Origin of the sequence: Bacillus sp. MMSF_3328 (assembly GCF_030733525.1) — a bacterium.
Taxonomy (GTDB): domain Bacteria; phylum Bacillota; class Bacilli; order Bacillales; family Cytobacillaceae; genus Bacillus_AB; species Bacillus_AB infantis.
Genome location: NZ_JASHIV010000013.1, coordinates 36,629 through 60,560 on the forward strand (window position 1 = coordinate 36,629; position 23,932 = coordinate 60,560).

The 23,932-nt window shown below is 36.6% G+C and carries 26 protein-coding genes; 4 read left to right on the forward strand and 22 right to left on the reverse strand.

All coding sequences use genetic code 11. The features are described from left to right. Nucleotides 1–65: 65 nt before the first annotated feature. From RBB45_RS18425 to RBB45_RS18450, 6 genes are all read right to left on the reverse strand, one after another. Complete coding sequence (locus RBB45_RS18425; protein WP_306010089.1) at nt 66–347, reverse strand: hypothetical protein; 282 nt, start codon at nt 345–347, stop codon at nt 66–68. After that, nucleotides 340–2,394 (reverse strand): ATP-dependent helicase, encoded by a 2,055-nt coding sequence (locus RBB45_RS18430; RefSeq protein WP_306010090.1) that lies wholly within the window; start codon nt 2,392–2,394, stop codon nt 340–342. The genes RBB45_RS18425 and RBB45_RS18430 overlap by 8 nt, the downstream gene beginning before the upstream one ends. Before the next feature lie 2 nt (nt 2,395–2,396). After that, nucleotides 2,397–2,564 carry a hypothetical protein gene (locus RBB45_RS18435; RefSeq protein ID WP_306010091.1) on the reverse strand — a complete coding sequence of 56 codons (168 nt, stop codon included), beginning with the start codon at nt 2,562–2,564 and terminating at the stop codon, nt 2,397–2,399. A 19-nt stretch (nt 2,565–2,583) separates the two neighbouring features. After that, a complete protein-coding gene (locus RBB45_RS18440) occupies nt 2,584–3,324 on the reverse strand; it encodes a hypothetical protein (protein ID WP_306010092.1) in 741 nt (246 codons plus the stop codon). A gap of 93 nt (nt 3,325–3,417) precedes the next feature. Next, nucleotides 3,418–3,855 (reverse strand): hypothetical protein, encoded by a 438-nt coding sequence (locus tag RBB45_RS18445; protein ID WP_306010093.1) that lies wholly within the window; start codon nt 3,853–3,855, stop codon nt 3,418–3,420. A gap of 225 nt (nt 3,856–4,080) precedes the next feature. Further along, entirely contained in the window at nt 4,081–4,425 is a 345-nt protein-coding gene (locus RBB45_RS18450) for a hypothetical protein (RefSeq protein ID WP_306010094.1), read from the reverse strand. 345 nt (nt 4,426–4,770) lie between these two features. Here RBB45_RS18450 and RBB45_RS18455 point away from each other — a divergent pair, with 345 nt between their 5' ends. Further along, a complete protein-coding gene (locus tag RBB45_RS18455) occupies nt 4,771–5,433 on the forward strand; it encodes a hypothetical protein (protein ID WP_306010095.1) in 663 nt (220 codons plus the stop codon). Then, nucleotides 5,430–6,131 carry a hypothetical protein gene (locus RBB45_RS18460; RefSeq protein WP_306010096.1) on the forward strand — a complete coding sequence of 234 codons (702 nt, stop codon included), beginning with the start codon at nt 5,430–5,432 and terminating at the stop codon, nt 6,129–6,131. The genes RBB45_RS18455 and RBB45_RS18460 overlap by 4 nt, the downstream gene beginning before the upstream one ends. Nucleotides 6,132–6,520: 389 nt before the next feature. Here RBB45_RS18460 and RBB45_RS18465 read toward each other — a convergent pair whose 3' ends face one another. Both RBB45_RS18465 and RBB45_RS18470 read right to left on the reverse strand, forming a co-directional pair. Further along, a complete protein-coding gene (locus RBB45_RS18465; RefSeq protein WP_306010097.1) occupies nt 6,521–7,663 on the reverse strand; it encodes a hypothetical protein in 1,143 nt (380 codons plus the stop codon). A gap of 210 nt (nt 7,664–7,873) precedes the next feature. Further along, on the reverse strand, nt 7,874–8,164 hold the full coding sequence (locus RBB45_RS18470) for a hypothetical protein (RefSeq protein WP_306010098.1): 291 nt from the start codon (nt 8,162–8,164) through the stop codon (nt 7,874–7,876). A gap of 340 nt (nt 8,165–8,504) precedes the next feature. On the opposite strand from RBB45_RS18470, the gene RBB45_RS18475 reads away from it, so the two are divergent. Continuing rightward, nucleotides 8,505–8,654 (forward strand): hypothetical protein, encoded by a 150-nt coding sequence (locus tag RBB45_RS18475; RefSeq protein ID WP_009790745.1) that lies wholly within the window; start codon nt 8,505–8,507, stop codon nt 8,652–8,654. A 26-nt stretch (nt 8,655–8,680) separates the two neighbouring features. Here RBB45_RS18475 and RBB45_RS18480 read toward each other — a convergent pair whose 3' ends face one another. The 5 genes from RBB45_RS18480 to RBB45_RS18500 form a co-directional block, all read right to left on the reverse strand. Then, complete coding sequence (locus RBB45_RS18480) at nt 8,681–8,842, reverse strand: hypothetical protein (protein WP_306010099.1); 162 nt, start codon at nt 8,840–8,842, stop codon at nt 8,681–8,683. Further along, on the reverse strand, nt 8,839–9,996 hold the full coding sequence (locus RBB45_RS18485) for a hypothetical protein (protein WP_306010100.1): 1,158 nt from the start codon (nt 9,994–9,996) through the stop codon (nt 8,839–8,841). The genes RBB45_RS18480 and RBB45_RS18485 overlap by 4 nt, the downstream gene beginning before the upstream one ends. An 18-nt stretch (nt 9,997–10,014) precedes the next feature. Continuing rightward, entirely contained in the window at nt 10,015–10,389 is a 375-nt protein-coding gene (locus RBB45_RS18490) for a DUF6573 family protein (protein WP_035400794.1), read from the reverse strand. A 539-nt stretch (nt 10,390–10,928) separates the two neighbouring features. Then, the gene (locus tag RBB45_RS18495; protein ID WP_306010101.1) at nt 10,929–11,987 is read right to left on the reverse strand and encodes a DnaA N-terminal domain-containing protein; all 1,059 of its coding nucleotides are present in this window, start codon (nt 11,985–11,987) and stop codon (nt 10,929–10,931) included. A 582-nt stretch (nt 11,988–12,569) separates the two neighbouring features. Then, complete coding sequence (locus RBB45_RS18500; protein WP_306010102.1) at nt 12,570–13,547, reverse strand: helix-turn-helix domain-containing protein; 978 nt, start codon at nt 13,545–13,547, stop codon at nt 12,570–12,572. A gap of 375 nt (nt 13,548–13,922) precedes the next feature. Here RBB45_RS18500 and RBB45_RS18505 point away from each other — a divergent pair, with 375 nt between their 5' ends. Continuing rightward, complete coding sequence (locus RBB45_RS18505; RefSeq protein WP_306010103.1) at nt 13,923–15,071, forward strand: tyrosine-type recombinase/integrase; 1,149 nt, start codon at nt 13,923–13,925, stop codon at nt 15,069–15,071. A gap of 557 nt (nt 15,072–15,628) precedes the next feature. Here RBB45_RS18505 and RBB45_RS18510 read toward each other — a convergent pair. The 9 genes from RBB45_RS18510 to RBB45_RS18550 form a co-directional block, all read right to left on the reverse strand. After that, complete coding sequence (locus tag RBB45_RS18510) at nt 15,629–16,381, reverse strand: geobacillin-26 family protein (protein WP_306010104.1); 753 nt, start codon at nt 16,379–16,381, stop codon at nt 15,629–15,631. A gap of 348 nt (nt 16,382–16,729) precedes the next feature. Further along, the gene (locus RBB45_RS18515; protein ID WP_306010105.1) at nt 16,730–17,584 is read right to left on the reverse strand and encodes a hypothetical protein; all 855 of its coding nucleotides are present in this window, start codon (nt 17,582–17,584) and stop codon (nt 16,730–16,732) included. A gap of 96 nt (nt 17,585–17,680) precedes the next feature. Then, nucleotides 17,681–19,102, reverse strand: a complete 1,422-nt coding sequence (locus RBB45_RS18520) for an S-layer homology domain-containing protein (RefSeq protein WP_306010106.1) — start codon at nt 19,100–19,102, stop codon at nt 17,681–17,683. Nucleotides 19,103–19,325: 223 nt separating this feature from the next. Next, complete coding sequence (locus tag RBB45_RS18525; protein WP_306010107.1) at nt 19,326–20,153, reverse strand: hypothetical protein; 828 nt, start codon at nt 20,151–20,153, stop codon at nt 19,326–19,328. A 462-nt stretch (nt 20,154–20,615) separates the two neighbouring features. Then, nucleotides 20,616–20,990: a DUF2325 domain-containing protein gene (locus tag RBB45_RS18530; protein ID WP_306010108.1), complete on the reverse strand. Its 375-nt coding sequence runs from the start codon at nt 20,988–20,990 to the stop codon at nt 20,616–20,618. Nucleotides 20,991–21,071: 81 nt separating this feature from the next. Then, nucleotides 21,072–21,707, reverse strand: coding sequence for a helix-turn-helix transcriptional regulator (locus tag RBB45_RS18535; RefSeq protein ID WP_306010109.1), 636 nt, complete (start codon nt 21,705–21,707; stop codon nt 21,072–21,074). Between the two features lie 107 nt (nt 21,708–21,814). Beyond that, on the reverse strand, nt 21,815–22,399 hold the full coding sequence (locus tag RBB45_RS18540) for a hypothetical protein (protein WP_306010110.1): 585 nt from the start codon (nt 22,397–22,399) through the stop codon (nt 21,815–21,817). Beyond that, complete coding sequence (locus tag RBB45_RS18545) at nt 22,396–23,091, reverse strand: hypothetical protein (protein WP_306010111.1); 696 nt, start codon at nt 23,089–23,091, stop codon at nt 22,396–22,398. Before RBB45_RS18545 ends, RBB45_RS18540 begins: the two co-directional genes overlap by 4 nt. A gap of 198 nt (nt 23,092–23,289) precedes the next feature. After that, on the reverse strand, nt 23,290–23,880 hold the full coding sequence (locus RBB45_RS18550) for a hypothetical protein (RefSeq protein ID WP_306010112.1): 591 nt from the start codon (nt 23,878–23,880) through the stop codon (nt 23,290–23,292). Nucleotides 23,881–23,932 lie beyond the last annotated feature (52 nt).

Here is a 23,932-nt window from a genome sequence, read left to right on the forward strand (position 1 = left end):
AAATACCTCCAAAAAAACACCCCAGTTAAACCACTGAATACAGTGGCTTAACCAGGGTGCTCCTGTTAATTATTTATATACTCTCGAAAAGATACTAGCATATTTTTGAATATATGACAAATGCTTGTTCGCCTTTTAGTAGCGGTTGCTTGGTCATCTTTGATTTCCTCCTGATACTGCCCTTTCATAAAAGAACAACTTTTTGTCCCTTCTGTACCAAGAAAATGGTATACATCAACCCGCGAACGTCCAAATTTAGATAGGGTTCTAGCAACATATAATATATCTTCTTCCAGTTCTCCAGGACATGGCTTCCAGTCAGTGGAATTGATAAGGAGCTTATACATATATCTCTCCTCCTTTTTCAATTCCTAGTCCTTCAAGCAGAAATCGTGACACTTTTGCTTTTTCCCCTCTATACGTCTTAGGTGCAGATAGATACAAACACTTCTTTACACGTGTTATACAGACATATGCAAGGCGGCGCTCCTCTTCTAAACTTTCCTCAGGAGACAAATTAGTGTCTTCTTTTCTATTCGTGTCCAATGCGATCGAGTGAGGTAAGATTTTTTCAATCATGCCAATGGCATACACGACCTCGAACTCCAGTCCCTTAGAAGAATGAATAGTCATTAAGCGAACGGCTTCAATGTCAGGTTGACTACGTAATTCTTCCATCTCCTCATTCTTTTCTTCAACACGCTCGACAAAGGATAGGAAAGCTTTAATGGATTGAAATCCACGAGAAGCCTGCTCACATTCCTCCAGGAGCTCGATCAGCATTTCCTTATGCAAAGTCAAAGTTTTCCTTTCGTCTAGCTCTAATTGTCTTTCGTAGTTGATGGTCCCTTTCCGGATATCTCTAATAGCTTGGGGAGCGGTCATTTTTGATAGCCCTTTGATGCATTCTAATTTCGTTAATAAATGCCTTTGCTGGAAACCGGTCTTTTTATTAGCGATCTTATTAATCACCTGGATAAAAAGGTCCTTTGGGGTTTCCCCGTTATTAGCTGAAACAACCTGTTCAACGATCTCTTCCATCTCGCGGCGGCTGATATAAAGAATAGGGGCAGCATCCACCATAGCTTCTGAATCCATTAGGTTAGTAGCCACTCTTAGTAAAGAAAGCAACGGCCGGATTACCGAATGACTATAGATGGTTTCACTCGATCCACCAAAAGTGACAAATGGAACGTCACTTAGCAATAATCGCTCAAACACTGCCCGTCCTACTGCATGCGTACGATACAAGACAGCCATTTCACGCAGAGCCATGCCGGCAGCTTGCTTTTCTTTAATATCTTCCACTATCCAATCTGCTTCCTGTTCACTGTTAATCGGCTTGGAAAACTGTACATCGAAATTATTCTCTACCTTAACAACCCGCATTTTTTTCTTAATTTGCTTTTCGTTATGGCTAATGATCGAATCAGCAAGACCAATAACGCCTTGACCGGAACGATAATTTATATCCATTAAAATCTTCCTACAATTAGGGTAGTAGATATCAAAGAAAATAAGAAACGATGGAGTTCCGCCCCTAAAGCCATAAATGGACTGTGAGTCGTCTCCGACTAAACACAGGTTGTTATTTGGCTCGGCCAACATGCGAATGATTTCATATTGGATTTTTGAACTGTCTTGAAATTCATCACAAAGAATATATTGAAATTGCTTTTGGTATTTCTTTAAAATATCGAGATTAAAACGGAACAACCAATAGCATTCTACAATCAGGTCATCATAGTCATATAGATTCTCATTTTCCTTAATGGCTTCATATTGTGTATATATTTCCTTTAACTCGCTTTGAACTTGAGTCTCATCGAAAATATCTTGAGGGCGGACCATTTCATTCTTCCAGGATGAAATGATATTAAGTATAACCTCAGGAGAATATGAATCCTGCAGCTCCATCTTTTTTAGGATGGACTTAATGATATAGTGCTGCTTTTTGGTTGAGCCCAAGACCCTAAAATTGTATCCTTCCGCTCTTAGTATTCTTAGGCATACAGAATGGTAGGTGCCTGAAACTACTGAACGACTTGCAGACCGATTCAATCCAGGGATCCTTGCTAGCCGTTCAATCATCTCCACACTGGCCTTTTTGGTGTATGTAACCAATAGGATGTTAGAAGGTGATATCTCCCTGCTATGGATCATGTAGCCAATCCGGCAAGTAAGAACGGTTGTTTTTCCGCTACCCGCTCCAGATATAATGGCTACGGGGCCATCCACTGCCTTAACAGCTTCTTTTTGTGGTTCATTTAAATGAATCCCATAATCGGATAACAGCTGGAAATAATAATCGTCCTCTTTTTTTGGCAGCGTAGGTGGATAGACTTCTGCAAGCGGAGCAGGTGTATTAAAGGCGGTAGCTAATTTTTGATACATGATCATGCCACCCCTCTTTCTACATTATTTCTAAACCGCTCAGTAAGCTCTTCCCAGGTGCTATCATCCACTCGGTTTACCGTACAAATCAACCCTACACTAACCATTTTCTCAATAAATGTTTCGGCCTCTTCTTTGCAGGACCAAAGGTTCCATTCAATAATGATCATTTAAATACACTCCTCTTAGTTAGTTCCATTTAAGACTCCAATAATAATCGTTCAGCTCCGGATCCAATTCGCCGTACATCTGAAAAAAATGCTCAAGACGAAATAAAAAATCCTGGTATCCATAATTTTTTAGTTTTCTCAACTCCAGTACTTCCCTGTTGAGCTGCTTAAGACGGCCCGCTATATCTTCAAGGATGCTGTACCATTCGCTATCTTCTGTAAGGAAAGCTCCCTCCAATATTTCTAATGAATAAGTAATTTCTTCGACTAGAATATCAGTGGACTTAGCTCTCTCAAACCTCTCCTGGGTAATCCGGTATACGAATAAACCTTTTGTTGATCGACGACTTAGCTTTTTAAAGCCGGCTCTCTGAAAGGAGTAGCCTGGATTTTCACTTTTCACCTTTGTGGGAGAGACATATGTGATCATTCCGTCAGATGGCAAAGGCCCCCAAAATTCAATCGTCTTATGAATGGCCTCTTTGATTAAAAGGCTGCTTGTTAAGCCAGATTCATTCCGAAAGATCGTACACTCCCAAGCCCAGCCGTATCCATCCTTGCGTTCAAACCGGCTCCTCCAGGTAACCCAAAGAGCTGTACCATCTGCTGTTCGAAAAACAAGGTTCTCTCCAGGACGGGTAAATTGACTGGCCCCTACTGTTAACCGACTATAATGGCGATCGGCCAGTGCTACACAAGCAGCGTCCGTTTTCTTAGTTGTTTGCCAAAGACCAGACTCCAGGTTAAGAATAAATTGCATCCAAGTTCCTCCTAAAAATAAAAAGAGCAACGAATTAAATTCGTCGCTCCTACCTCTGGTATTACTTGTATAAGTTTCATTTAGTACATAAACTTACAAGCAATCCCACCATTGTTCTCCTGTCTCTTCTCCCCATTGTTCGCGTGGTACAAGGATTTCTCCATTGAAGTTAAAATCTCTTCCACACCTGCAGGTATTAGTAAATTGAAGACATTCTACCACATCCCCGCATTCACATTTAACCAGGGTCTTTGCTTTGTGGTAATGTTCCCATTCCTTATGGTCTAGAGTATAATTCCCCTTACCACAACTGCAGGGTGTTCCTATTAATATCCCATGTGTTGCTCGGAGCTTAGCTTTAGCCTGTTTCTTCTCAGGCGCCCATGTACGCTCCAATGCTTGGTCTCGCGAATCGTAAAGAACAAAGCCGCTGCTGCAGCCGGAACAATGAACCATTTTAAGTTCAATTGCTTCTGTATATCCCTCAACTGTTATTTTTTCTCCTGTTTTTAATGCTGATTTTTTCAACATAAACACCCTTTCCCAAAGTCTTATAGCTTTTCTCTCTCAAAACATAAAAAAGCCTTTGGGGATTTGTTCGTCCATAGCAAAAAACTATGGTACACCAAATGCCCCAAAGGCTTAAAGTTTTATTTCACCGCGAACCAAAAGTGGTTGCAAATAATCAAGAGAATTTAAAGCTATCTCAAGTATATGAAAAATTCATTTCTTTTTCAATTAAAGCTTTATATAAACTTATTTACCAAGCGGGCGAGGTACCTTGCTAAGTGCAAATGTCTGCATTGTTTGTCTTTCTTGAAATAACTCATGTCGCTGCTCTTCGAGATCCGCTCTACTCGTAATATCTTCTTTAAGCATCAATGAATGATAGCTGCTGCTAGCTTCTAAAGCAAATTCATAGTTTCTTTTAGCAAATTGGTATTTAGGATCCTGGGTACTCTCTCTATTAAAGCTTGTCAGGAATTCTTGGTTCAGCTCGTATAGCTTTAAGTATCCTTCAGCGCGATTTAAACGCTCGGTATTAAGCGCTATATTGTTCAGAACCTTGTTATAAATTATTGTTTGCAATTGGCCTTCCACATCTTAGCACTCCTTACTAAATCATATTTCTGCTGAATTTTGATTTTATAATATATTTATAACTAATTTTCTAGCTTGTTATAACTTTTGCCTCTTTCTTTCATGCTTTATTATTTACCTTTAACAGCTGCTAGTAAAGGCCATTCACCAGCAATTCTTGAAATTTTGCATTGAGCAATGCGCGGTTTAATAGAAATATATGGAGTAGTATTATTTATAAATTTTTTCAGCAAAGGGAGTTACTTTTTGATGGAAACGCTATATATAAGAGTGGTATTGTAAAAATAAGGGTTAATACATTGCTGCATTTTACAAAAAAAGAATTAATATATAAGGAGGATGTATATGCCAGGTATTAAGTTAGAACCAAATGAGCAGAAATTGTATGATGATATGACGAAAAATTTAGATAAAATAAAAAAGGATATCCACGAAAACAAGTTATCTTCAAAAGAATTGGAAGACTGTTATAAAGAAATGGCAAGTTCCGCTCACCAACTTCACTTATCATTGGCCGAAAGAGGTCATGAGCCAAAGCATCATGGTTATATGATTAAAAATAGAAGAATGGAATCAAATGATCCACGTTTTTACGATCACGTTCACCCAACTGAAGATCTGGTAGATTTTATTCGTGATACTGAAGCAAATAATGATCCTGAAGACCAAACTTTGGGTACAAAGTTCAAAATAAGAATTTTTACACGAAGATGGGGTCATGAAGATGTTTATCAACTTACAAGAACAGAGAGTGGCTGGTATCTGGAACAACTTACGTATAAAGGAGATTGTGAAAGAAACGGTTATCCTTTACTATTTAGGGCCTTGGATCATGATTCAGTTAATTATCCAAAAGATCTGGGCGAGTATCTAGAGTGGTTATGGGAAAGGGCTAAAGAGGATGGTTTAAATTTCAATGAAGTTCAAGATGCTTTGAATCAACTAGCTAGCTGGATATCCATTTGTGAGAAAAATTCTCCACTAGGTATTTTTCAGGGGTACAAATGATGACTAATACAATCATTGAAAAAGGTGCCGTAACTTTCCTAGATGTACTAGGTTGGAAGGGGAAATGGAAAGACAGTTACGAATCTATTTACACATTGAAAAACCTAATTAACATGACTGAAACAACTGCCAAAAAAGTGCATGAAGAAGTAATTCAACTTTTTAAAAGAGAAGCCAGCTATTTTAAGGAATTACGTGGGGCGACGACTGAAATATTGAGCATTTCAGATACCATTGTTATCTTTACTAAAGGGCCCGCTATTCCTACACTTCTAATACACGCACGCATTTGTAGAGAAATACTTCCTGAATCGATTAAACAGAATGTACCGCTCAGAGGAGCTACCTCTTATGGCGACTATTCAAGAGATGGAAATATAATGATTGGCCCTGCAATCGATGAAGCTGCTAGCTGGCATGAGACAACAAATTGGATTGGAGTATCTTTAACCCCTTCCGGATTGTATGCTGCAAAAGAAGAGGATATAGAGGAGTGGACGGAATACTCAGTACCTTATAAAAAGAAGGTATCCCCAATGTTGAATAAATGCGTTAAATGGTATCTAGATCCTGCTGAAGCGTTTGTTCTTTTTGAGAAGATGGGTCCACATGTTCCAGAGATTGCTGAAAAGTATCTAAATACTTTTTTATTCTTAAAAGCACAAGAAAAATTAACAGAAGCTGTTATAAGCAAATAAGTTTTTTTAGCTTTTCCCCTCAAGAATGTGTTAACAGATTAAAATACGGAGCAATGATTGAACAAAAAACAGCGGCAATTAAATAATTGTCGCTGTTTTTATTGTATACCTTTTTTAGAATCTAGGATTGCCTGCAGCCCCTTTAAGTGTACCTGCTGGAAGGACCAACCTATCCATAATCAAGTCCTCTATATTCCTGTAGTTTTCCGCATTAAATAAGGATATACTAAGCCAATAATTAATGAAGCTAAAATAAATTGGAATATTGGCACTTCAATAAATCTGGCCATTACTTTGCCTGGATCTATAACAACTATCAAAGACATAAATAGTATCGAAAAAAATATAATTCCTGTACGTTTTATCAGTCTGTACAAGGTAATTCCTCCTCACAAACTTAACTTAAGTTGTTTATTCTGTTCAAGGTTCTCTAAACTAATTAAATATGAAAGATTTTGTTTAATGATTTCTAATGTGCTCATATGGGACGGCGCGCATATTCTAGTTCCATCTTCCAAGTAAATTTTCCGCTGCTTCTTCGATTTTCTGGCATTGATAAACGTAGTGCTGTCAGATGAAAAGCATGGGAACTCTAGTAAAAACTCGTTTGCCACCCCTAATAAGTGAAAGTTGACGGTGGGGAAACAATCGAATACTTTTCTAAGCATAATCTTTACCTGATCCAACCGGTTTCCTAAAAAAGGAACGATGCCCCCTACACCAATCATTTCAGGTTCTTCATCAATTAACCGCTGCAATTCATCTAAGCTGTCAGTGATTTGCCATACTGGGTATATTTTTGCATTGGTTAATTTAATCAATCTCTCATAGTTCATTTTTGTTTGTACCGGATCACCTATACAATCGAATGGAAAGAAGCCCAATATTCGTTTCTTATTTTTGTGCGCCTCAATGAAGGAGGCATATCCTTCAATGTATTGGTCAGTTAGTGTTTCTTCATTAAGTAGCTGCAGCTGCGGAAAAGCGCGTTTTTTCCTTTTCTGCTTTTCTTGAAAAATGGAATAGGATCCGCTATCGATAATGCAATATAAATCATTTTCATAAAGATGCTGCAGCCAGCTTGAAGAGGACTGTAAAAGCTGAAAATAGTTATATAATAAGAATTTGCCTCCGAGTTTTTGGTACTCCCCTAAGATGGTTTTGTCACGCTCTAGACCACCAGCAAAAAATCTCACACCAAGCAAGGACAATCGAAATAATCCATTTTTTAATTTATGCAGTTTGGATTTTCCGGCATAAACTTGAATTAAGATGCCAAATAAGGCTGAACTAAATGGTGATATTTTTTCCAGGTCTTTTCTTACAAGCGTCCTATGTATTTGCATTAGCCGGATCGCCCTGCGTATTTGTTTTCTTGTCACAAGGATTTTATCTTCATTTTTGGAAGTTGAAATTATTATCTTTCCAGGCATTAAAACTGCCATATTTAGACTTCCGTTAGCGGTTATTAGAAATCCTTTTTTTTGAATATGCCGGATTAGTTTTCTTTCCAGGCTTCTGGGTTCATTCACGTCTACTACTCCTCTCAAAAAATGAACAGATGCATTTAAGCCCTGTTCTGTTTCTCAAATCAGTTTTTTGTAATTGTTGATCGCCTGCTGCTGTGGTTTACTATTACACTTTGAATTGAAGGACACAAAATGTTGACCGGTCTTCAATAAAAACCTCTCTTTCTCTGCGATTGTTCAAACACAAAAACACCCTTTCTCAAGCCTTTTTCCTTATTTAGTCTCATCTTCTTCATTGAATATGATGGGGTTAATACTAAATGTCTCCCCAACATCATAATCCTCTAAATCTCCCTTGGACCCAGTTGGAATGCATACATAATACCATCCTACTTCAGGATCACCTTCCCAAATGGTATACGTGTCTAAATCCTTTGTATTCAAGTTGTACAAACGAATTTTACCAACTGCTCCATCCGATCCGCCTTCGACTAGAACATCAAAGACTTGATAGATAAACTCATCATTTAATTCAATTTGTACTGGTTCAATAATTGAGTTCATTTTGTTCCCTCCACTAGGCTTATTTGATTTTCTTTGCAAATACAAAAAAGCCTTTAGGCGTGTTTAATCTCATCATAGCAGCAAATATGCTATGAATCTTAAACAGCCCAAAGGCTTACTGTTGTATTAGTCACCGCGAATTCATTCTGAATGAATTGCAAAATATAAAAACTAAGAAAATCTACTTTCATTATACCTATCTTCACGAATCAAAAACAATCCTTTTTGGTCTCTTTAATAACATATTTCTCCTGTGTTTCATATACTGTGAGAATAAAATTGTAGGCAATTGTATAGAATCAGTTCAACAGGCAATTATGTATGAAAAGGGGCTGATTTAATGAAGAAAGTAATACCTATGAACAGCATTCCTAGACCTATTATATTTAGTGATCGTGAACAAAGAATTAAAAGGGAAACAGATGCCATTAAACAAAAACAGAAAGATCTCTATGCTGCAGCCAAAAAAAGCATGAAAAAAGAGGACTGAGTTTATACTCACTCCTCTTTTATTGTTCAATTGGTCTTTGCTTCGTGTGAATTTACTATCTTATAATTCTCACTCATCAATTTTTTGATTTGCCGGCGAAGGGACTCATATTCATGGTCTGTCTTTTCACGGCGGGATCTGTTAATATCTTGTTGGCTTTTAAATTCTACATAACCTGATAATTTCACTTGTTCACCGCCTCCTTCTTTGTTAAATAGTCTTTATCAATAGATAGGAGACATAATGCGTGTACAAGACGGTATATCTCCCTCGAATCTATTTTACCATTATCCACGAGTAATTTCATTATCTTATCATCTGATGTTTCACCATGGAAATTATATATCCATACTACTTTATTATCCATATTTATTCGGAATGAAACGATAATCCTCCCTGGGTATGGAGTATTGTAATAGGGCTTACCTTCCTTATCTAAGGCTACTTTAACAGCTCCATAATTTGCATATTTCTTATCTTTTAGGGAGATTTTTTCCGGTGAAGCAGCTGAGGTTTGAACATCCTCTATTCGAACCAAGGTATCTCCCCTCATCTCATATAAAGTGAAACCGGTTAAGATATTTAAATCTCTCGTAGAGAATTGGCCATTAAACTTACGGAAGAGCAGCATATTTATATCCTTTAATAATTGGATTAAATATTCTAATTCACGAAGAAGCTCATCCCTCTCTTCAATAAGTTCTCCAGTAAATTGATCATACTTTTCAGTGATCAATTCTGTGTTCTCATTTACCTTTTCAAGTTGGTCCTGCAGGCTTTTGATTTCGCTTTTATATTCAGTACGTTCATTTTGTAAAAAGTCCCCTAATCGCTTATCTATTAGATGATAAACTTCTCCGGAGCTTGTTACATAATCGTAAAGGCCTTTGAAATAAAAATCGTTTTCAGAGTCTAAAAAGGCTGATGTAAACAGGTTATATTCTTGATTCCGGAATACTCTGTATGCTCCAATATGAAAATGGTCACTGTTGAAATTAATCAGCATAGGAAAATAAAATATAATGCTGAATAGATAACCAGTCGCACCAGCTAGTAAGCTTTTAATATACAGAGGAGCCTCAAAGCCGGGAAATAACATAGGGCCTATCCCCAATGAAAGAAAAGGGATTATGGATAAGCCAACACTCGAGTTGAAAAATTTCAATAAGCCATTCTGCAAATCTTTAACTTTTGCTATGTCCCTTACTGGAGAGAGCAATAGCCAAGCTGCCCAATGCATTCTGTACTTTTGATCTACATAACTGCTTTTTAATTTTTCTATGACATGATCAAATTTTTTACTCACATCTAATAAGCGACTATGGTAATTTTTTTCAGACACCCGTTTCCCCTCCACTCATTAATCTTCATTAGGATACATGATTGTAATTACTGGTGAAGGATCGTCACCAGGCCCTATCATAGCTTTTAACCAAAACATCTCTGATTGACCGCTTTTGGTGGCAGCTACTGAGAAGTAAAAACAACTCCCACCGTTTTTTTTGGCGTTGAGGACAAAAAGGAACAGTACATCCATTAGTCGGCCTTTAATGCTTTCTCCTCGTACAATTGCAGCATCATCCGGTACTATTACATCCTCCCACACTAACCTGGTAACGGCAATTGGAAATTTCACTCCATTCCTTTTGCCTTGCTCACTGATATCAATCAAATCGCCTGATTTGATTGCATCCTCTCTTGAAAATACATGAATGTAGTCAAAGTCTAAAACCACATTAAACACCCTTTCTCAAAGTTTTTTGACCCTTTCCTATTCTGGAAGACAAAAAAAGCCTTTGAGAACAATTTGGTCGCATAGCAAATAGCCATGAATCAAATAGTCTCAAAGACTTTTTATAGTCATCACCGTAAATTCCTAAGGAATTACAAATAAAAGAAAAGGAAAAGTTCTAATAGCTATTATAACTATTTTCAGGCTACTTAACAAATTAGCATCCATCTAACTTTCTATATATTATGTTTATAAAGATTTATTCCCTTTGTATTTATTATGCTTAAAAAATTTTAAAGGGGGGCTTAAAAATTTTTTAACCCCTACCCCCCTTAAAAAATTTTAATAGGGTATTTTTGTGGACAACCCCCCTTAAAAATTTTTAATGGGGGTGAAAATGAAGGGGTTAAAGAATTTTTAATGGGGGTTAAAAAATTCTTATAGGGGGTTAAAAATTTTTTAACCCCCCTTAAAGAATCTTGAAGGGGCCATTTTTTTATAAAAAAAGAGGCAAAAATTCCTAGAATTTAGCCTCAAGAAACTCATATGGTTTTAATTTCAACATCTTGAATTGCTTCATCATAAGTATTTAAAGCTTCTTGTAGAAGATTTTTATACTTTTCTTCTAACCAATCTCTAGCAAACTCATTAGGCGAATACAAAATAATGGAGTCAGTCTCCTTCTTTAATAATAAATCTCTAAACCAGGTATCAAAGGATGGTTTTGAGATTTTACCGGAAACATAGGATTTCAACAGATTTAATAGTCTGATTTCAGTATCGTCCATTTCTCTTTCATGCTTAACGTGGCCGGCAGGTTTACTGGCACCTTTCTTGGAGAGTTTTATTAATTCCCCAAATTGCTGCCACTGTCTATATATATTCTCAAAATCAATATCTTTTTCAATTGAGATTTTCTCATTATTGTTAATCATAGTTGTAACATATTTTTCGTGTGCAATTTTAAGTCTTTCAGGAAGTCCTTTCTGCTCCTTTTTTAAAGCTCTTTTTATGTGTGGAGCAGCGTCTTCAGGTATTTCGATATTGGGGTTTCCGTTGATTAAAGTTTCCGTTAGAAGGGGTACCTTCTTTCGGAGCTTGAAAATGGGCGATTCCTCCGCACCATCTTTAGAATAGTTCACTACATTAAACTTGTATGCAAATCCGTATCTTTCAAGTAGATCCATGAAATTTAGGATTGTTGGCCGGCTTTTATCCATTTTAAGCCCGATCAACTCAAAGTTGGGAAAGCACCAATCTTTATTGCCATAAGCAAATCTTTTTAAGTGCCCGTATAAGGCTAATCCCTCAGCATTTAGGTAGTAACCCCAAAAATCAAATAGGTAGTTATTGAAAATGGTTAGTTCTCCATCTATGTAAGGAATGTTCTCGCCATAGGAATCCAATGAAAATTTACGTACCTCGTCTTCAGAAAACTTTATAAGATCATGTTCTGGATAATAATAGACTTCAGATTCAAGATGCTCAGTAGAGTCTTTCTTAACCATTCTCATGCGAGGAGTGAACGCCCCAGTTTTAACTTCTCTGAAATACTCCAACTTCTCACTGTTCCCTTTTAAATTGACTTTCCCCTCTTCCAAAATAAAAACCTCCGCTTCATCCCACTTAAGCGAACGAGGCAAAGATTTTCATACTACTTGAACAACGAAAAAATCCCTGTTAAAATAGGATTAATTATAGTATGAAAGATCCCGCCTATATCAGGTTCATTTAATTCTTCAGCGGCCAAACTGTACAGAATAAATGAATTGCTGGGTGGGTTTTTTTATGTTTCTTTACAAGTGAAAACAAATCCATTTTAATTAATTCTAGCAAAAACCGACAATTTTTACTATCTAATTTCTAGGTTGGCCATTTAACAGAAAGCAAAAAACCCCAAATCAAAATACCTTAGAAAGGCTGTTTGATTTGGGGTATTCCCATCTGTTTTAATTAAGCTGTTACTATAATTAAAGCAAAAAAATAGCCTATTATCAAGGCTATTTCTCCAGGTCCTCCGGGGTAATCAATTCCATGTAAAGGTCAAAACAAGGTTCGCAATATATTGAGTCTTCCCAAATGGTATAAGGCTCTTGAACTTTAACCGGCTTGTGGCAAGAATGACAGATAATTAATGGAATTACTTTTGCTTTTGTTTCTTGCATTTAAGATCACTCATTTCTTTATAATGTTTCTTTTTTATCCTGTAGGGATTCCTCAATAGCTCGTTCAATCCATTGGCTAATCGTTATATTCTCATCTTCGGCCAGCTGCTTAACGCTATCCAGCATCTTAATCGGTAATTCTAAATTTGTTTTCCGATAGGCGCTATGAAAATAAATAACTTCTTCTAATACAGTAAGCGTGCCTTCGGTCAGGAAAGGATTTAATTGCTCTGCTTCAAAGGGAATGTGTTTGAAAGGCTTCTCCCCTGCTTTTATGGATATAATAACTTCCTCATCAAATTTCCTAAACCCAACGTTTTCTATCCCCCATACCATTAATAAATAATCAATAAATGGATACAAGATATCTTCATTCAATGGAATATTAAAATAAACATATCCCTTGTTTTCCAACAAACGTTGATGAATGTCGTAGGCCGGTTTAAGCGAATATTTACTTATTCCTTCATTATATGGTACCCATTTTTGATATTGATGTAGATGAAATCCCCAATCATTATTCTCGTTTTTTACCACTCTGGCAGTTTGTTCATTTGGGCTCTTGAAGAGCTGAAATAAGCTAATGTCATATTGGGAATGATAATATTCACTTTTACGAATGCGCTCATTTCTTGTAGGCGATAAGATCCTTTTAGCTGCTTCAAAGGCATCTTGAGAGATTACGTATATTGTCCTTTCATCACCAAAGGGAACTTCATCTGCTTTAATTGTTCCGTCATGAATGTACTTATATACCATTTGAACAGACAAACCCAGTTGTTTTGCGACCTGGGGGGGACTCATCCCTTTAGGATGGGATTCTTGTTCTAGAGCTAATTGATCCACTTCTTCTCTATGATAGCGAGCAAACCGATGAATGCGATGTGGATCAGGTATCTTCTTAATTTTACCCTGTTTACTATAATGATATACTGTGGCTTTAGATAGACCAAGTTTCTCCGCAACTTCCTTCTGTGTATACCAATCTTTTTGCACTAATATATACCTCCCTTTACATCTTTCACAGTAATTATAAAGGTGTAATTTTTATGTACGTTTGTTATCACAATTTTAAGTGTTTAAATATGTATATATAAATACATGTTTAAACATGTACTTATTATAAGGAATCCTTGTACACCCAATATAATGCATTTGATATCTAATATCAAGTTTAATATATATTAAAATAAAAGATATAAAAAAATTAACTATACTCTAAATAAACAAATGTATATTTTTTTATGTAGGTATAGATATAGAGATAAATTAAAGTTTCATATACAATTAATTAAAGAGAGCGTTAAAATAGTAAATTTGTAAATAAAATAAAGGGTTTTATATTGAAAGGTCATTTGGAGGTGTTTATATTTGAGAGATGTTGCTTTCAGAAACGTTGACTTGCAGATAAAAAAATGGAAGAAGGAAATAGATAATCAATCAGTTGTACCTATTTTACAAGATAAGCTCGATCTAGCTGAAAAGAACAATGAAGGCCTTTATTCAAATTTCAATGATGTTGAGATGATTCAATGGTTTTTATATCGGAAGCAGCATTTAAATCACAAACATGATAAATCATCCCGGACCATTAAAGAGTATAAGCTGGAAATTAATCAATTTGTTGAGCAGCTGCTCAAATATTCATTAGAAATAAATATAGATATTGAAACGATTCGTTCGGGCTCATTATTTAAATCCCTTGCTCCTAGACACATTCGACGGTATCAAGAATGGTTAGCGACAAAAAGTCCATATGTACAGAAGAAAGGTAGCTATGCGCCGGCCACCTTAGCAAGGAAGACAACGATCCTCAATAATTTCCTTAAGTTTCTTTATGAGTCTAAATATGTAGAGAATCCCCTGCATCAAGGGTTATTGATGGCATCTATTAAGAATGAAGATCGGCCGAATCGCGATCTAGGACCTGCTGAGGTTGTTCAGCTGCTAAATCATTTTCGAAAAGAGAACCACCCCATCGCCTTTGCAATCATTCACGTGCTGACCACTACAGGATTGAGGAATGAAGAATTTTGTAATTTGAAGGTGAAAGATATTCAATATGACTCTATAAACGAGGGACACTTTCTTCGGGTATTGGGAAAGGGAAATAAGAGTAGAGAGGTTCCATTAAGAGAGAAAACTATAAATAGTATACATATGTTTCGGTATGCGAGGGGCTTGGAGGAAATTTCAGCAGCCGTTAAAGATAGTCCCTTATTTACCACGAATAGCGGGAACGCTTTTAGTCCCTCTTATTTATCTCAATATCTTACAAAGACAATTATGCAATCACAGCTACCGTTACTAGCTGGAAGATCTTCGTTAATTGGTCCTCATACTTTAAGGCATGCATTTGCCATTATCTCTTATTTGAGCAAGGTGGACATATACGCAATTATGAGAAGTCTCGGGCACGAGAAGATTGAGACAACTGTAATTTACCTACAAAAGGTTATGGAGAGGGAGCAACACGCTATTTATTCTTGGGATGAGAAAATATTTGGGGATTATATATAATAGAAAGAATTAGTTTAGATAACTTATTTTCAGATCGTGTTGCTGGATTCAACCATAAGTTTTTGAGATGATTTTCAACCATCACGAGAAGTATGTTATAAAAAAGTAAGACATGTCAAAATATTCATTTTTTTTATAATGCTCTATTCTAATTGATGACTAATATGTTAAATTTAAACAAACGAATCTTATTTATGGAGGTGTTTTTGACCTTGTTGACATTGAAAAGGAATTTTTTCCTTTACGGTTTTATTAATGTTTTGTTTTTTACTTTAATTTACTTTGTCTGTATTAAACCGATGATCTTCAATTTAACTAATCCAGGTTCATTTCCTCTTGGCTCTATTACAATTCAAATGTTCGGAATGATTTGTCTTTCTGCCCTCATTGCATTTGGAATTAGGTCCCTGATTAAATTTAATTCTTCTAGTGACACACGCAGAGAAACTCAAAGTTATGTATTAAGTGCTCTTTTAGTATTATTTTGCTTCATCTTGGTAATATACAGTAGATAAATAAAAAGAAGGCTGCCCTCGAAATGGCAAGCCTTCTTTTTATTATTTAATTGTAACTTCACCAAACCAAAATTCGGCATCGTTTACTGCTGCAGTAATTTTAGATCCTTGATATGCCTGATTAGCTGCTAACCCTAAGGCAGTTAGTGCTGCAATTACCCAACCAAGAGGGCCACTAGCAGTAGCCACTGCAATCGCTGTGCCTGTCATGGTACCGAGACCAGCTGCTGCGAGTGCATTTTGTGCATCTACTATTGAATTAACTGAAGTTCTGAAATTATATATTTCTGTTTTATTGTTAGGAGTTTTTGTCGGATTTTTTGAACTGCCTGGGATTTGAAGAACCCATACATCCCCAGAGTACTGATAATACTTGTATTTTCCAGTATAATCCGCTTTTGATGAAATTAAAGATGCAGCATTTACAGAAGCAAAAGAATTTAATTGACCTGCATTTTGAGTTAAGCTTACATTTACATTTTTGTCTTTCTTTTGTAGGGATTCTGTTACGTTCTCAGTTGAGATAATATTTCCATCGGCATCTAAAGTGTCTACAATTAATTCTGAAGTCTTTTTGTTAAATGTTGAACGGTAGGATCCTGATGAATCATTTGTTTCGACCACTCGTTGAGTTAAAGAATCTTCAACAACTTTTACATCGACTTCTTCTCCACTTACCCCTACTGTTTGTGTTTTTCCTACTTCTGCAGCTTGAGATACACCAGGTGCAACAGTTGCAAAAAGCATTGCTAGCATAACCGTGAAGATTAATCCTTTAGATAGTTTTTTTAACATTCTCTTTTCCCCTCTCTTTTTTAAGTCTTTTCCATTCTATCACTATTAATCCAGTTATTACCTAAATTATAACCTTAGGAATATGGTGAGAGTAATAGGGAGGAAAATGAAGCATTCTATCTAAAAAGTCCTCTTAATGAATATTTTTGTAGTGAGAAAGATAGCTCTCTCATATTGGGAAAAATCTCTGTACTTTTTTTATGAAACAGTTAAAATATCTATTTAACAAAATTAATTTCAAAAAAATTATGACTAAAATGACCGGTTATGTAAAAAAATGTTGGGAAACTTACAATTTACCTTTTATATAGTTTCTTTTTATGATAAGGATTCTAATAATAGCCCTGTCTACATTTTCCCTTTAACATTTGGAAAAGCACCCAACCTCCATTGGTTCCACTGATTCTTCTTTTCTGCTCTTCCAGGCGCTATGCAATAATCGTTTATTACTGTTTCCTCGCCAATATAGTTTATAGGCAAATCTTCTTTATATGTACGAACGTAATTAGCGATAAAAGAACGTGCTGCAGTTATCCCCCCGAGGTCCAATTTTAATAACTCCGCTTTTCCTTGATAATGTTTTCTCACTTGGTACGGCCTACTCGTCTTACTTCCTGTTATGGTGAAGTAAAGCTCATCTTCTTTATTTACATGACTGATGATTGCTTTTGGCATGCCTGAAGAACGTCGCTTTGATTGAAAATTGCTTTTTAGCTCAACGAAATTTTGAATAAGGTATTTGTTAATCTCATCATCAGTTTGTACAGCAGCAAGTGCATGGAAAACTTGATCCCAAGAAATACGAATGACTTCAACTTCTCCATTCGTAAGCAATTTCTTATGGGCAGAGATCTGCCCTTCATCCAGAGTCCCTCTAATTTTAAATTCAAAAAGAAGGTTGAAATTCTTGCCGCAAACCCATGCATCCGGAATCGATCCAGAATTATCTTCTAACTCCGAGTGTGCAAGAGCGCTTTTATAGGGAGCCACGCCGATAACATATTCGTATTGCTTAGAGGGTTCCGGGCAATGCTTTTTACGGATATGAATGGATGCATTCTCAAATTGAAAGCTTGTAGACTCGTGAGGGATAATTTTATTTATAAATTGCTGCAGGATTAGCTGCTCCTTATAATTCAAAATGTTCAACAGGATGTTAGTATAATGGTCCTCTTCTTGCCCTTGGTATTGAAATATGTTCATGTTTTCTCTCTACCCTCCACTGTTAGGTTTTCCATAAATAAAAGGCCACTTTCTAGTGACCTCAGTTACTCAAACTAACGATTTATGCTTACTACATTATTGCCAACGTCCATCCCGTCTTTCCAAAGGATAATTGGCTATTTCAAATCGTTTAAAGTTTACTACCTCTCTGGAATCCAACCCAATTTCTTTTACTATAGCTCGAACTGGTCCAAAGGCTGCACCGTTTTTAATGGTTACCTTTGAAGGCAATTTGACTGTATACTCTTCAACTTTAGCCTGATCACTTCCGTTTGTAAGTACAATCTTTTTCCCGCCATAAGAAAGTTCTAGGCCGCCTTTTGCTACATTAACCCCTGGTGCATCCCTAAAGACATTTGCAAGATTAACTATTACTTCATCCCCTTTTGGAAAAGGATAATCAATTCTTTCGGGTATTCCACCTAACTTATTTACTTTAACAGAATCATTTCTGTAAGTTACAAAATCCTCCATATATACATGTATATCAATTAAAAACTTCCCTTTTTCGGCCGGTTGAGAAGGCATTACTTCATAAGCAGAGCTAACTTTCAAACCTGGGCTATGTAGATCGGTATTTTTAAATGCTATTCCATTGTAAGAAATTATTTCTACGTGGGGGTAATCACGGTACCATCCGCTATATCTGGAAGTTGCAAACTCTTGCCAATCCTTAAAGTGTGTCAAAGGATCTTTTGTATATTTTCCCCAGCGTTCGTCATGTAGCTGGTCGTAATACAATTTCATTTCATCAATAACCTCTACGTGCGGAGTAGGTTTTAATTGGCGTTTTATAGCTGTTTTTTCTCCATACACCTGTTTTAATTCATCTAACGACATTTTGCGGTAGTCAGTTTCTAGAACATTTGGCTTTCCTGTTTCAAATACTTTCAAAGTCCGGTAGATGAACCTCGCTGTCTCAGCTCGTGTTCCCACCATTTTTCCAATAAACTTTTTGCTTTCCTTGTGATCTTCCATGATTCCGTAAGCAGCCATTTTTTTAACGGAGTCGATTGCATATGCACCGATGATTTTCGTGTCCTGGAAGCTCAATGCTGCCGTTTTAGGATAGTTCCCCTTGTATTTCATTGCTCTGTCTAACATAACGGCCATATCTTCCCTGGTGACGCCAAGGCCGCCTCTGAAGGTGCCATCAGCAAATCCTTTAATAATTCCTACCTTAGCTGCCCGGCTCACACCATCATATAAACTACTGTTTTTAGGAACATCTTTAAAATTTGAGCCCGCAGCCGGCAGGTTTAATGCCCTGGATACAAAAGTTGCAAATTCGGCTCTGGTTACAGATTTCTCAGGTCGAAAAGTACCATCAGCAAACCCTTTAATGACATCCTTTTCGACTAAACTGAGGATTTCATTTTTTGCATAATAGTTGTTTCCAACATCTTTAAAGGTGGCCGCGGCCGCTGCAGATAAGCCAAAACCTAACATAGCACTAATTACGAAAAACATTGTGAATATGGCAATTAATTTTTTCATATCTTATCCTTTCTAAAGCTATGTCTGGAAGTATGTATTTAACCACTCTTTACCTCTTTAATTCATTTGAAAGATAGCTGGATCCTAATCCTAAAATAACCAACAGGGATATGGTTATTACTCCACCAGCCTTCATAATGGGTTCCTTCCATTCTATTTTTCAGGTGTTCCTTATGCTAATTGTACTAAATTCCATTATTATCCGGAAGTAACTATGATGTTCCTATCTCGGGAGGAATTCTATGTATTTGTTAGATTTTATGTACATCTCAGTCGATTGTCTATCAGCAGAGTACTTATTTTTGCGTAAGCTCCCAAAAGCTAAGATTTCTCTCCCTACCAGGTCCTTATCTTTATAGGTGAAATGTTTAAAATACTTTTGGAAAATCACAAGTGAAAAATAGCTATCTTTGGTGGAGAAATTTATATAAATGACTTTATCTCTTCGTATAACTTTCTCTACTGTACCATGAACAAAATAAGGTAAGTTTTGATTGAGTTCACCTGTCCAGAGTGCTCTGTGAGCATTATTGTGATCACGGATAAGATAGGATATTGGAACCTTATTGCCTTTAATGGATATTTGAATACTGGCCAGTACATCAGGATCATGTCCCAAAAATAATTTCTTAACTGCTTTTAAAGTGGTAATGGATTGCGGTGTTTCGGTCTCATTCTTGACCTTTACTTTCTTTTCCTTTTTTTCTTCTTTTTCCTCCCTTTCAATTACTCTAGCTTCATAATCCGGATCTATAGAATTTAGATTTATGCGGATGACGATTTCTTCTATCCCGCTGCCTTTTAAGATTGATTGGTATTCGGTGACTTTTGCGACAGCATCTTCAAAGGATAGTTTTTGAAAAAATCCACAGGTGTTTTTATGAACTGAGTCTCCCTTCCCGCTTGTTTTAAAATGAGGCCGAGTTTGTTCAGTTGGAGCTACGAAAATAACAGGAGCACGGCAGTCTATACAAAAAATAGCTGCATGATTCTGAGGAGCAAACTCATTAGCAGTGACTACTTTCCCATCTGGAAGTAAAGCGGAATGCATAGTCGAATCTCTCCTTTCAAATTATATCCAGGTTTCAATAATTACTGGGTCATCAAATGGATTTCGCTCAAGTTTATTCATATATGAAGGAATCACTAATTTAATCTCTTGATAAGAATCTCTGGTTATAAAGTACTTTGTCGGTTGGGTGAGATCATATAAGCGGGCCACATACTTTCCTGGATAGTCTAAAGGATTTTTGTATATAACGATAAAAGGAAATTTGCAGCTCAAGAACATAAATGGCTCAAAACATAATAACTCCATACTTAGTACTCCCTTCGCAGTCTGACTACGATTGCTGCCCGGGTGCAGTTGTATCATTAAATATGGAATGACTGCTTTCGCAAACTTCATTACAATATAGTACTTCCACGTCAAAATCCTCTAAGCAAACAAACAAAGTCCCACACCCTATACATTGCTTTTTAACAAAGTCCATATTAAATCTCCTCCCTATTATTAGCTGGCTTTTGAATAAAGGTTCTTGCTGCATACACTTCTGGTAGAAGCGGTCTCTTCTTCTTTGGCTGGTGTGCTTAAGGCGTTGAGTCCAGCTTTGATAGCTCCGCTGGCGCCAAATCCTTCTTGAAAGGTAATAATGGTACCTGACGTTTTACAGAGTTCTTTGACTACATCCATAGTGACATGACCACAGGCGCCTAGATTAATCACGACACAATCTGCTTTCTTGATAATTGGCCGGAAGTCTTTCTTTGTGGCACCGTTTCTTGTTTTACCGCAATGGAACAGTATTTCACAGCCATATTTACTTCCAATTCTCTTAAAGGTATTCTCCTGGCTGCCTCCAATTATCGCGATTGTATATTTTCTCATGTTAAAAACCCCCAATGTATTTATTATCATTTATAATATAACATTATATTTATAAACTCAACAAATAATTGGAAATTTTATTTAAATATGTTGAAGCCAGCCATACATTAATCCCTTTGCAACCGCTCCTCTAATCGTTTTTGAGCCGGTTTTTTTAATAATACCTTTAATGTGGACGGATACTGTCGACTGGTTTATGGAAAGAGATTCTGCAATTTCTTGATTGGTCATATCTTTTGCAGTTAGTTGAAATATTTCCCACTCGCGTCTAGTTAAACCTGGCAGCTGCTGCTTTTCACGTTTATCAAAAGAAGGCATTATATCGTATTCCTTAACAATCATGGCGTCAAAATACATTCCACCTTCTCTAACGAACTTAATTCCATTACGCAATATATCAAGAGGTGAATCGTATCCAACAATTCCCTTCACGCCCTTTTTTAGAAGCTCTCCATTGATATTCCTAGCTTCTTTTCTTACAATGCATAAAACAGGCAGGGAAACTATTGCGCAAGCAGCCAATAGGTCATTCATTTCATTCTCGAATTCTAATGGTAAGAAGATTGCCAGGTTCCATTTATCGTAGTAATTATGTATTAATTTGTATGTGGTATCTAAATTACCGTCTACAATTAGAGCTTTGGGAAAAGCGAGCTCCAATAACCCTTTAAATTTTGTTTGATGCTCAGTGTTATCGCCGATTAGTAAAATGTTCATAGCCATGTCCTTTCTGATGAAAAAAAACACCCCTATAAAGCACATAAGGTTATGTGCTTTATAGGGGTACTCCCTTGAAGTAATTTTATGTTTTATTAGGCGAGTGCCTAAATTAAAGGAAATAGAAAAGGTACTACAAAAGAAAAAATCATCATCATGATTGAAACAGTCAGTAAGTTTTTTGACCACCGGTGGAAATCTGGATGTTCAATTAATCGAAAGCCAAAGCGGAACAAAAAGCTGGCTGCGATTCCTACCAAGCCTATAAAAACAGTAGAGTAGGATAATATTGAAATGACCTGATTAAGAAGGAGATCTACATCATTTGCCGAACGTATAGATAAAATAAGGATCGGCAATCCTCTCAATACAAGCATAACAATAAAAGAATAAAGCATGGTACCCTGGCCAAACTTTTGCCATTGGGCATTCTTAAATAATAGGGACATGATCATAACAACGGTCCCAACAATAAACAATGCGGTTATTAGGGTGACACCCCAGCTGTAAACAGGAGTTATCAATTCTTTGAAGGTACTTGTAATGCCGCTAAACAAGCTTTCTGAAGAGACTGGTTTAATCTCTCGATTTTCTTCCTTAGAAGGCATAAATGGCAAAGGTGCGGAAGCGTTTGCTTGCAATGGTACCAATAGCAGAATCAAAAATGTCAGACACACAAAGATCCGTCTCATCTTCCTTCTGCAACCCTTCTGGTCCTTCTTGAATTATCAAATAAAGTCATTTGAACTGTGCTCATCTTATGATCCCAATGCATTTCACCTTCAACACATGGAATAGATACCTCATATCGATATTCTTCCTTTGCTTCATTATATACAGTAAAAGCCATAGGATACCATTGTTCTTTTGTCCTCGGTGCTATAATTGGTAATTCAAGAGTTTCTAAGAGTTCATCAGCTGTGATTTTCAAATGTGCCTCAACTACTGCCACGTTGAAATTGTGACCTCTGATCTCGATGTTAGATATGTATAATGCAAATGGCATCAATATGCCAAAAGGTTCACGAAAGGCATCGTGCGTATTCGTCGGTTTTTGAGGGCAATCAATCTTTATAGATAGGTCAGCCTCCGGAGAGATACGCCCTTGAGCATTGACAGTGAAGTTTAGTATAAAATTAGTACGGCATTTCTCAATAAGTGGCCGTATATATTGCTTTTCAATAGCTTTCAATTGACTCTCTATCGTCATCAAATAATCTTCTGAAAGAATCATAGATTTAGCGCCTCTGAAGCGTACTAGAATCATTCCATTCTTTTTCCGATATTCAACTTCCAAAGACTTGAACCATATCCCCTTCACTCTCACGGCATGAATTAGTTGTGAAAAATCATTACCATCTAACTCAACAAATTTTGATTGCATATGGTGTTTACCTCCCTAATATAAGGTAATGATACACATTACCTACATATATTTCAATAACTTATCAAATATTGTCATAACATGAATTTTTTTCTTTATATTATAGTTTTTTAGACCTATAAAAATACAATTTTTACCTTGAAATTTAGTAAAATAGATGGGAGGGAATCACTCGATTCTCCCCCAATATATTAAGCGTCAAGCAATTTCTTCATGGAGAATATCCGTGAATTCATCATCTAAAATGATAAATTCAGTGGAACGCTGCTGAAGAATCTCAATTGCTATCACATCAATGCTCTGATCGTTAGATCGATCTACCAACAATGACAAGATATCTCCTTTAGAAAAGGCTCCAAATTTGTTTGCATCCACCCAGGTTCTAGAGGTTCCATCAGAAACATGAAGGTGACCTTGCTCTTCACCCACGACTTCGATTACCCATAATTGTTCTCCCACCGTGTGTTCAGCTATTTTAGATGATGCCTTTGCGGAGAGTTGTGGTGTAACAGCAACCGGCTCAGATTCTTCCATCCAAGATTCCATTCTAAGTACGTCATCTTCATGATTGAATGCAGCTGATATTTCCAGTTCCTGCTCCATAGGACAATCTTGATCGGTAAGTGATTCAGCAAATTCGAGAAAATAAGCGACCTGTTCCGGTTCTGGAACTGATTCTTTGTAATCCCACTCAAGCTCTCCTTCAATGATTGGTGTGGAGTTTATAACCTGTGGCATTCCCCATAAAGGGATCTCTTCTCTTTCCTGTTCACCTACTAGATGATTCATCTGAATCTTCCATGACCAATAACAATCTAATATTGTAACCAGGATAAAAAAT

Excerpts from the sequence above, each read along its gene's own strand:
- RBB45_RS18455 (WP_306010095.1), top strand. The coding sequence starts at position 4,771 with ATGCCAGGTATTAAGTTAGAACCAAATGAGCAGAAATTGTATGATGAT.
- RBB45_RS18445 (WP_306010093.1), bottom strand. The coding sequence starts at position 3,855 with ATGTTGAAAAAATCAGCATTAAAAACAGGAGAAAAAATAACAGTTGAG.
- RBB45_RS18515 (WP_306010105.1), bottom strand. The coding sequence starts at position 17,584 with ATGAACATATTTCAATACCAAGGGCAAGAAGAGGACCATTATACTAAC.
- RBB45_RS18460 (WP_306010096.1), top strand. The coding sequence starts at position 5,430 with ATGATGACTAATACAATCATTGAAAAAGGTGCCGTAACTTTCCTAGAT.
- RBB45_RS18540 (WP_306010110.1), bottom strand. The coding sequence starts at position 22,399 with ATGAGACGGATCTTTGTGTGTCTGACATTTTTGATTCTGCTATTGGTA.
- RBB45_RS18425 (WP_306010089.1), bottom strand. The coding sequence starts at position 347 with ATGTATAAGCTCCTTATCAATTCCACTGACTGGAAGCCATGTCCTGGA.
- RBB45_RS18525 (WP_306010107.1), bottom strand. The coding sequence starts at position 20,153 with ATGCATTCCGCTTTACTTCCAGATGGGAAAGTAGTCACTGCTAATGAG.
- RBB45_RS18470 (WP_306010098.1), bottom strand. The coding sequence starts at position 8,164 with ATGAACTCAATTATTGAACCAGTACAAATTGAATTAAATGATGAGTTT.
- RBB45_RS18440 (WP_306010092.1), bottom strand. The coding sequence starts at position 3,324 with ATGCAATTTATTCTTAACCTGGAGTCTGGTCTTTGGCAAACAACTAAG.
- RBB45_RS18535 (WP_306010109.1), bottom strand. The coding sequence starts at position 21,707 with ATGAACATTTTACTAATCGGCGATAACACTGAGCATCAAACAAAATTT.
- RBB45_RS18435 (WP_306010091.1), bottom strand. The coding sequence starts at position 2,564 with ATGATCATTATTGAATGGAACCTTTGGTCCTGCAAAGAAGAGGCCGAA.
- RBB45_RS18545 (WP_306010111.1), bottom strand. The coding sequence starts at position 23,091 with ATGCAATCAAAATTTGTTGAGTTAGATGGTAATGATTTTTCACAACTA.
- RBB45_RS18475 (WP_009790745.1), top strand. The coding sequence starts at position 8,505 with ATGAAGAAAGTAATACCTATGAACAGCATTCCTAGACCTATTATATTT.
- RBB45_RS18550 (WP_306010112.1), bottom strand. The coding sequence starts at position 23,880 with ATGAATCATCTAGTAGGTGAACAGGAAAGAGAAGAGATCCCTTTATGG.
- RBB45_RS18530 (WP_306010108.1), bottom strand. The coding sequence starts at position 20,990 with ATGAGAAAATATACAATCGCGATAATTGGAGGCAGCCAGGAGAATACC.
- RBB45_RS18520 (WP_306010106.1), bottom strand. The coding sequence starts at position 19,102 with ATGAAAAAATTAATTGCCATATTCACAATGTTTTTCGTAATTAGTGCT.
- RBB45_RS18510 (WP_306010104.1), bottom strand. The coding sequence starts at position 16,381 with ATGTTAAAAAAACTATCTAAAGGATTAATCTTCACGGTTATGCTAGCA.
- RBB45_RS18430 (WP_306010090.1), bottom strand. The coding sequence starts at position 2,394 with ATGTATCAAAAATTAGCTACCGCCTTTAATACACCTGCTCCGCTTGCA.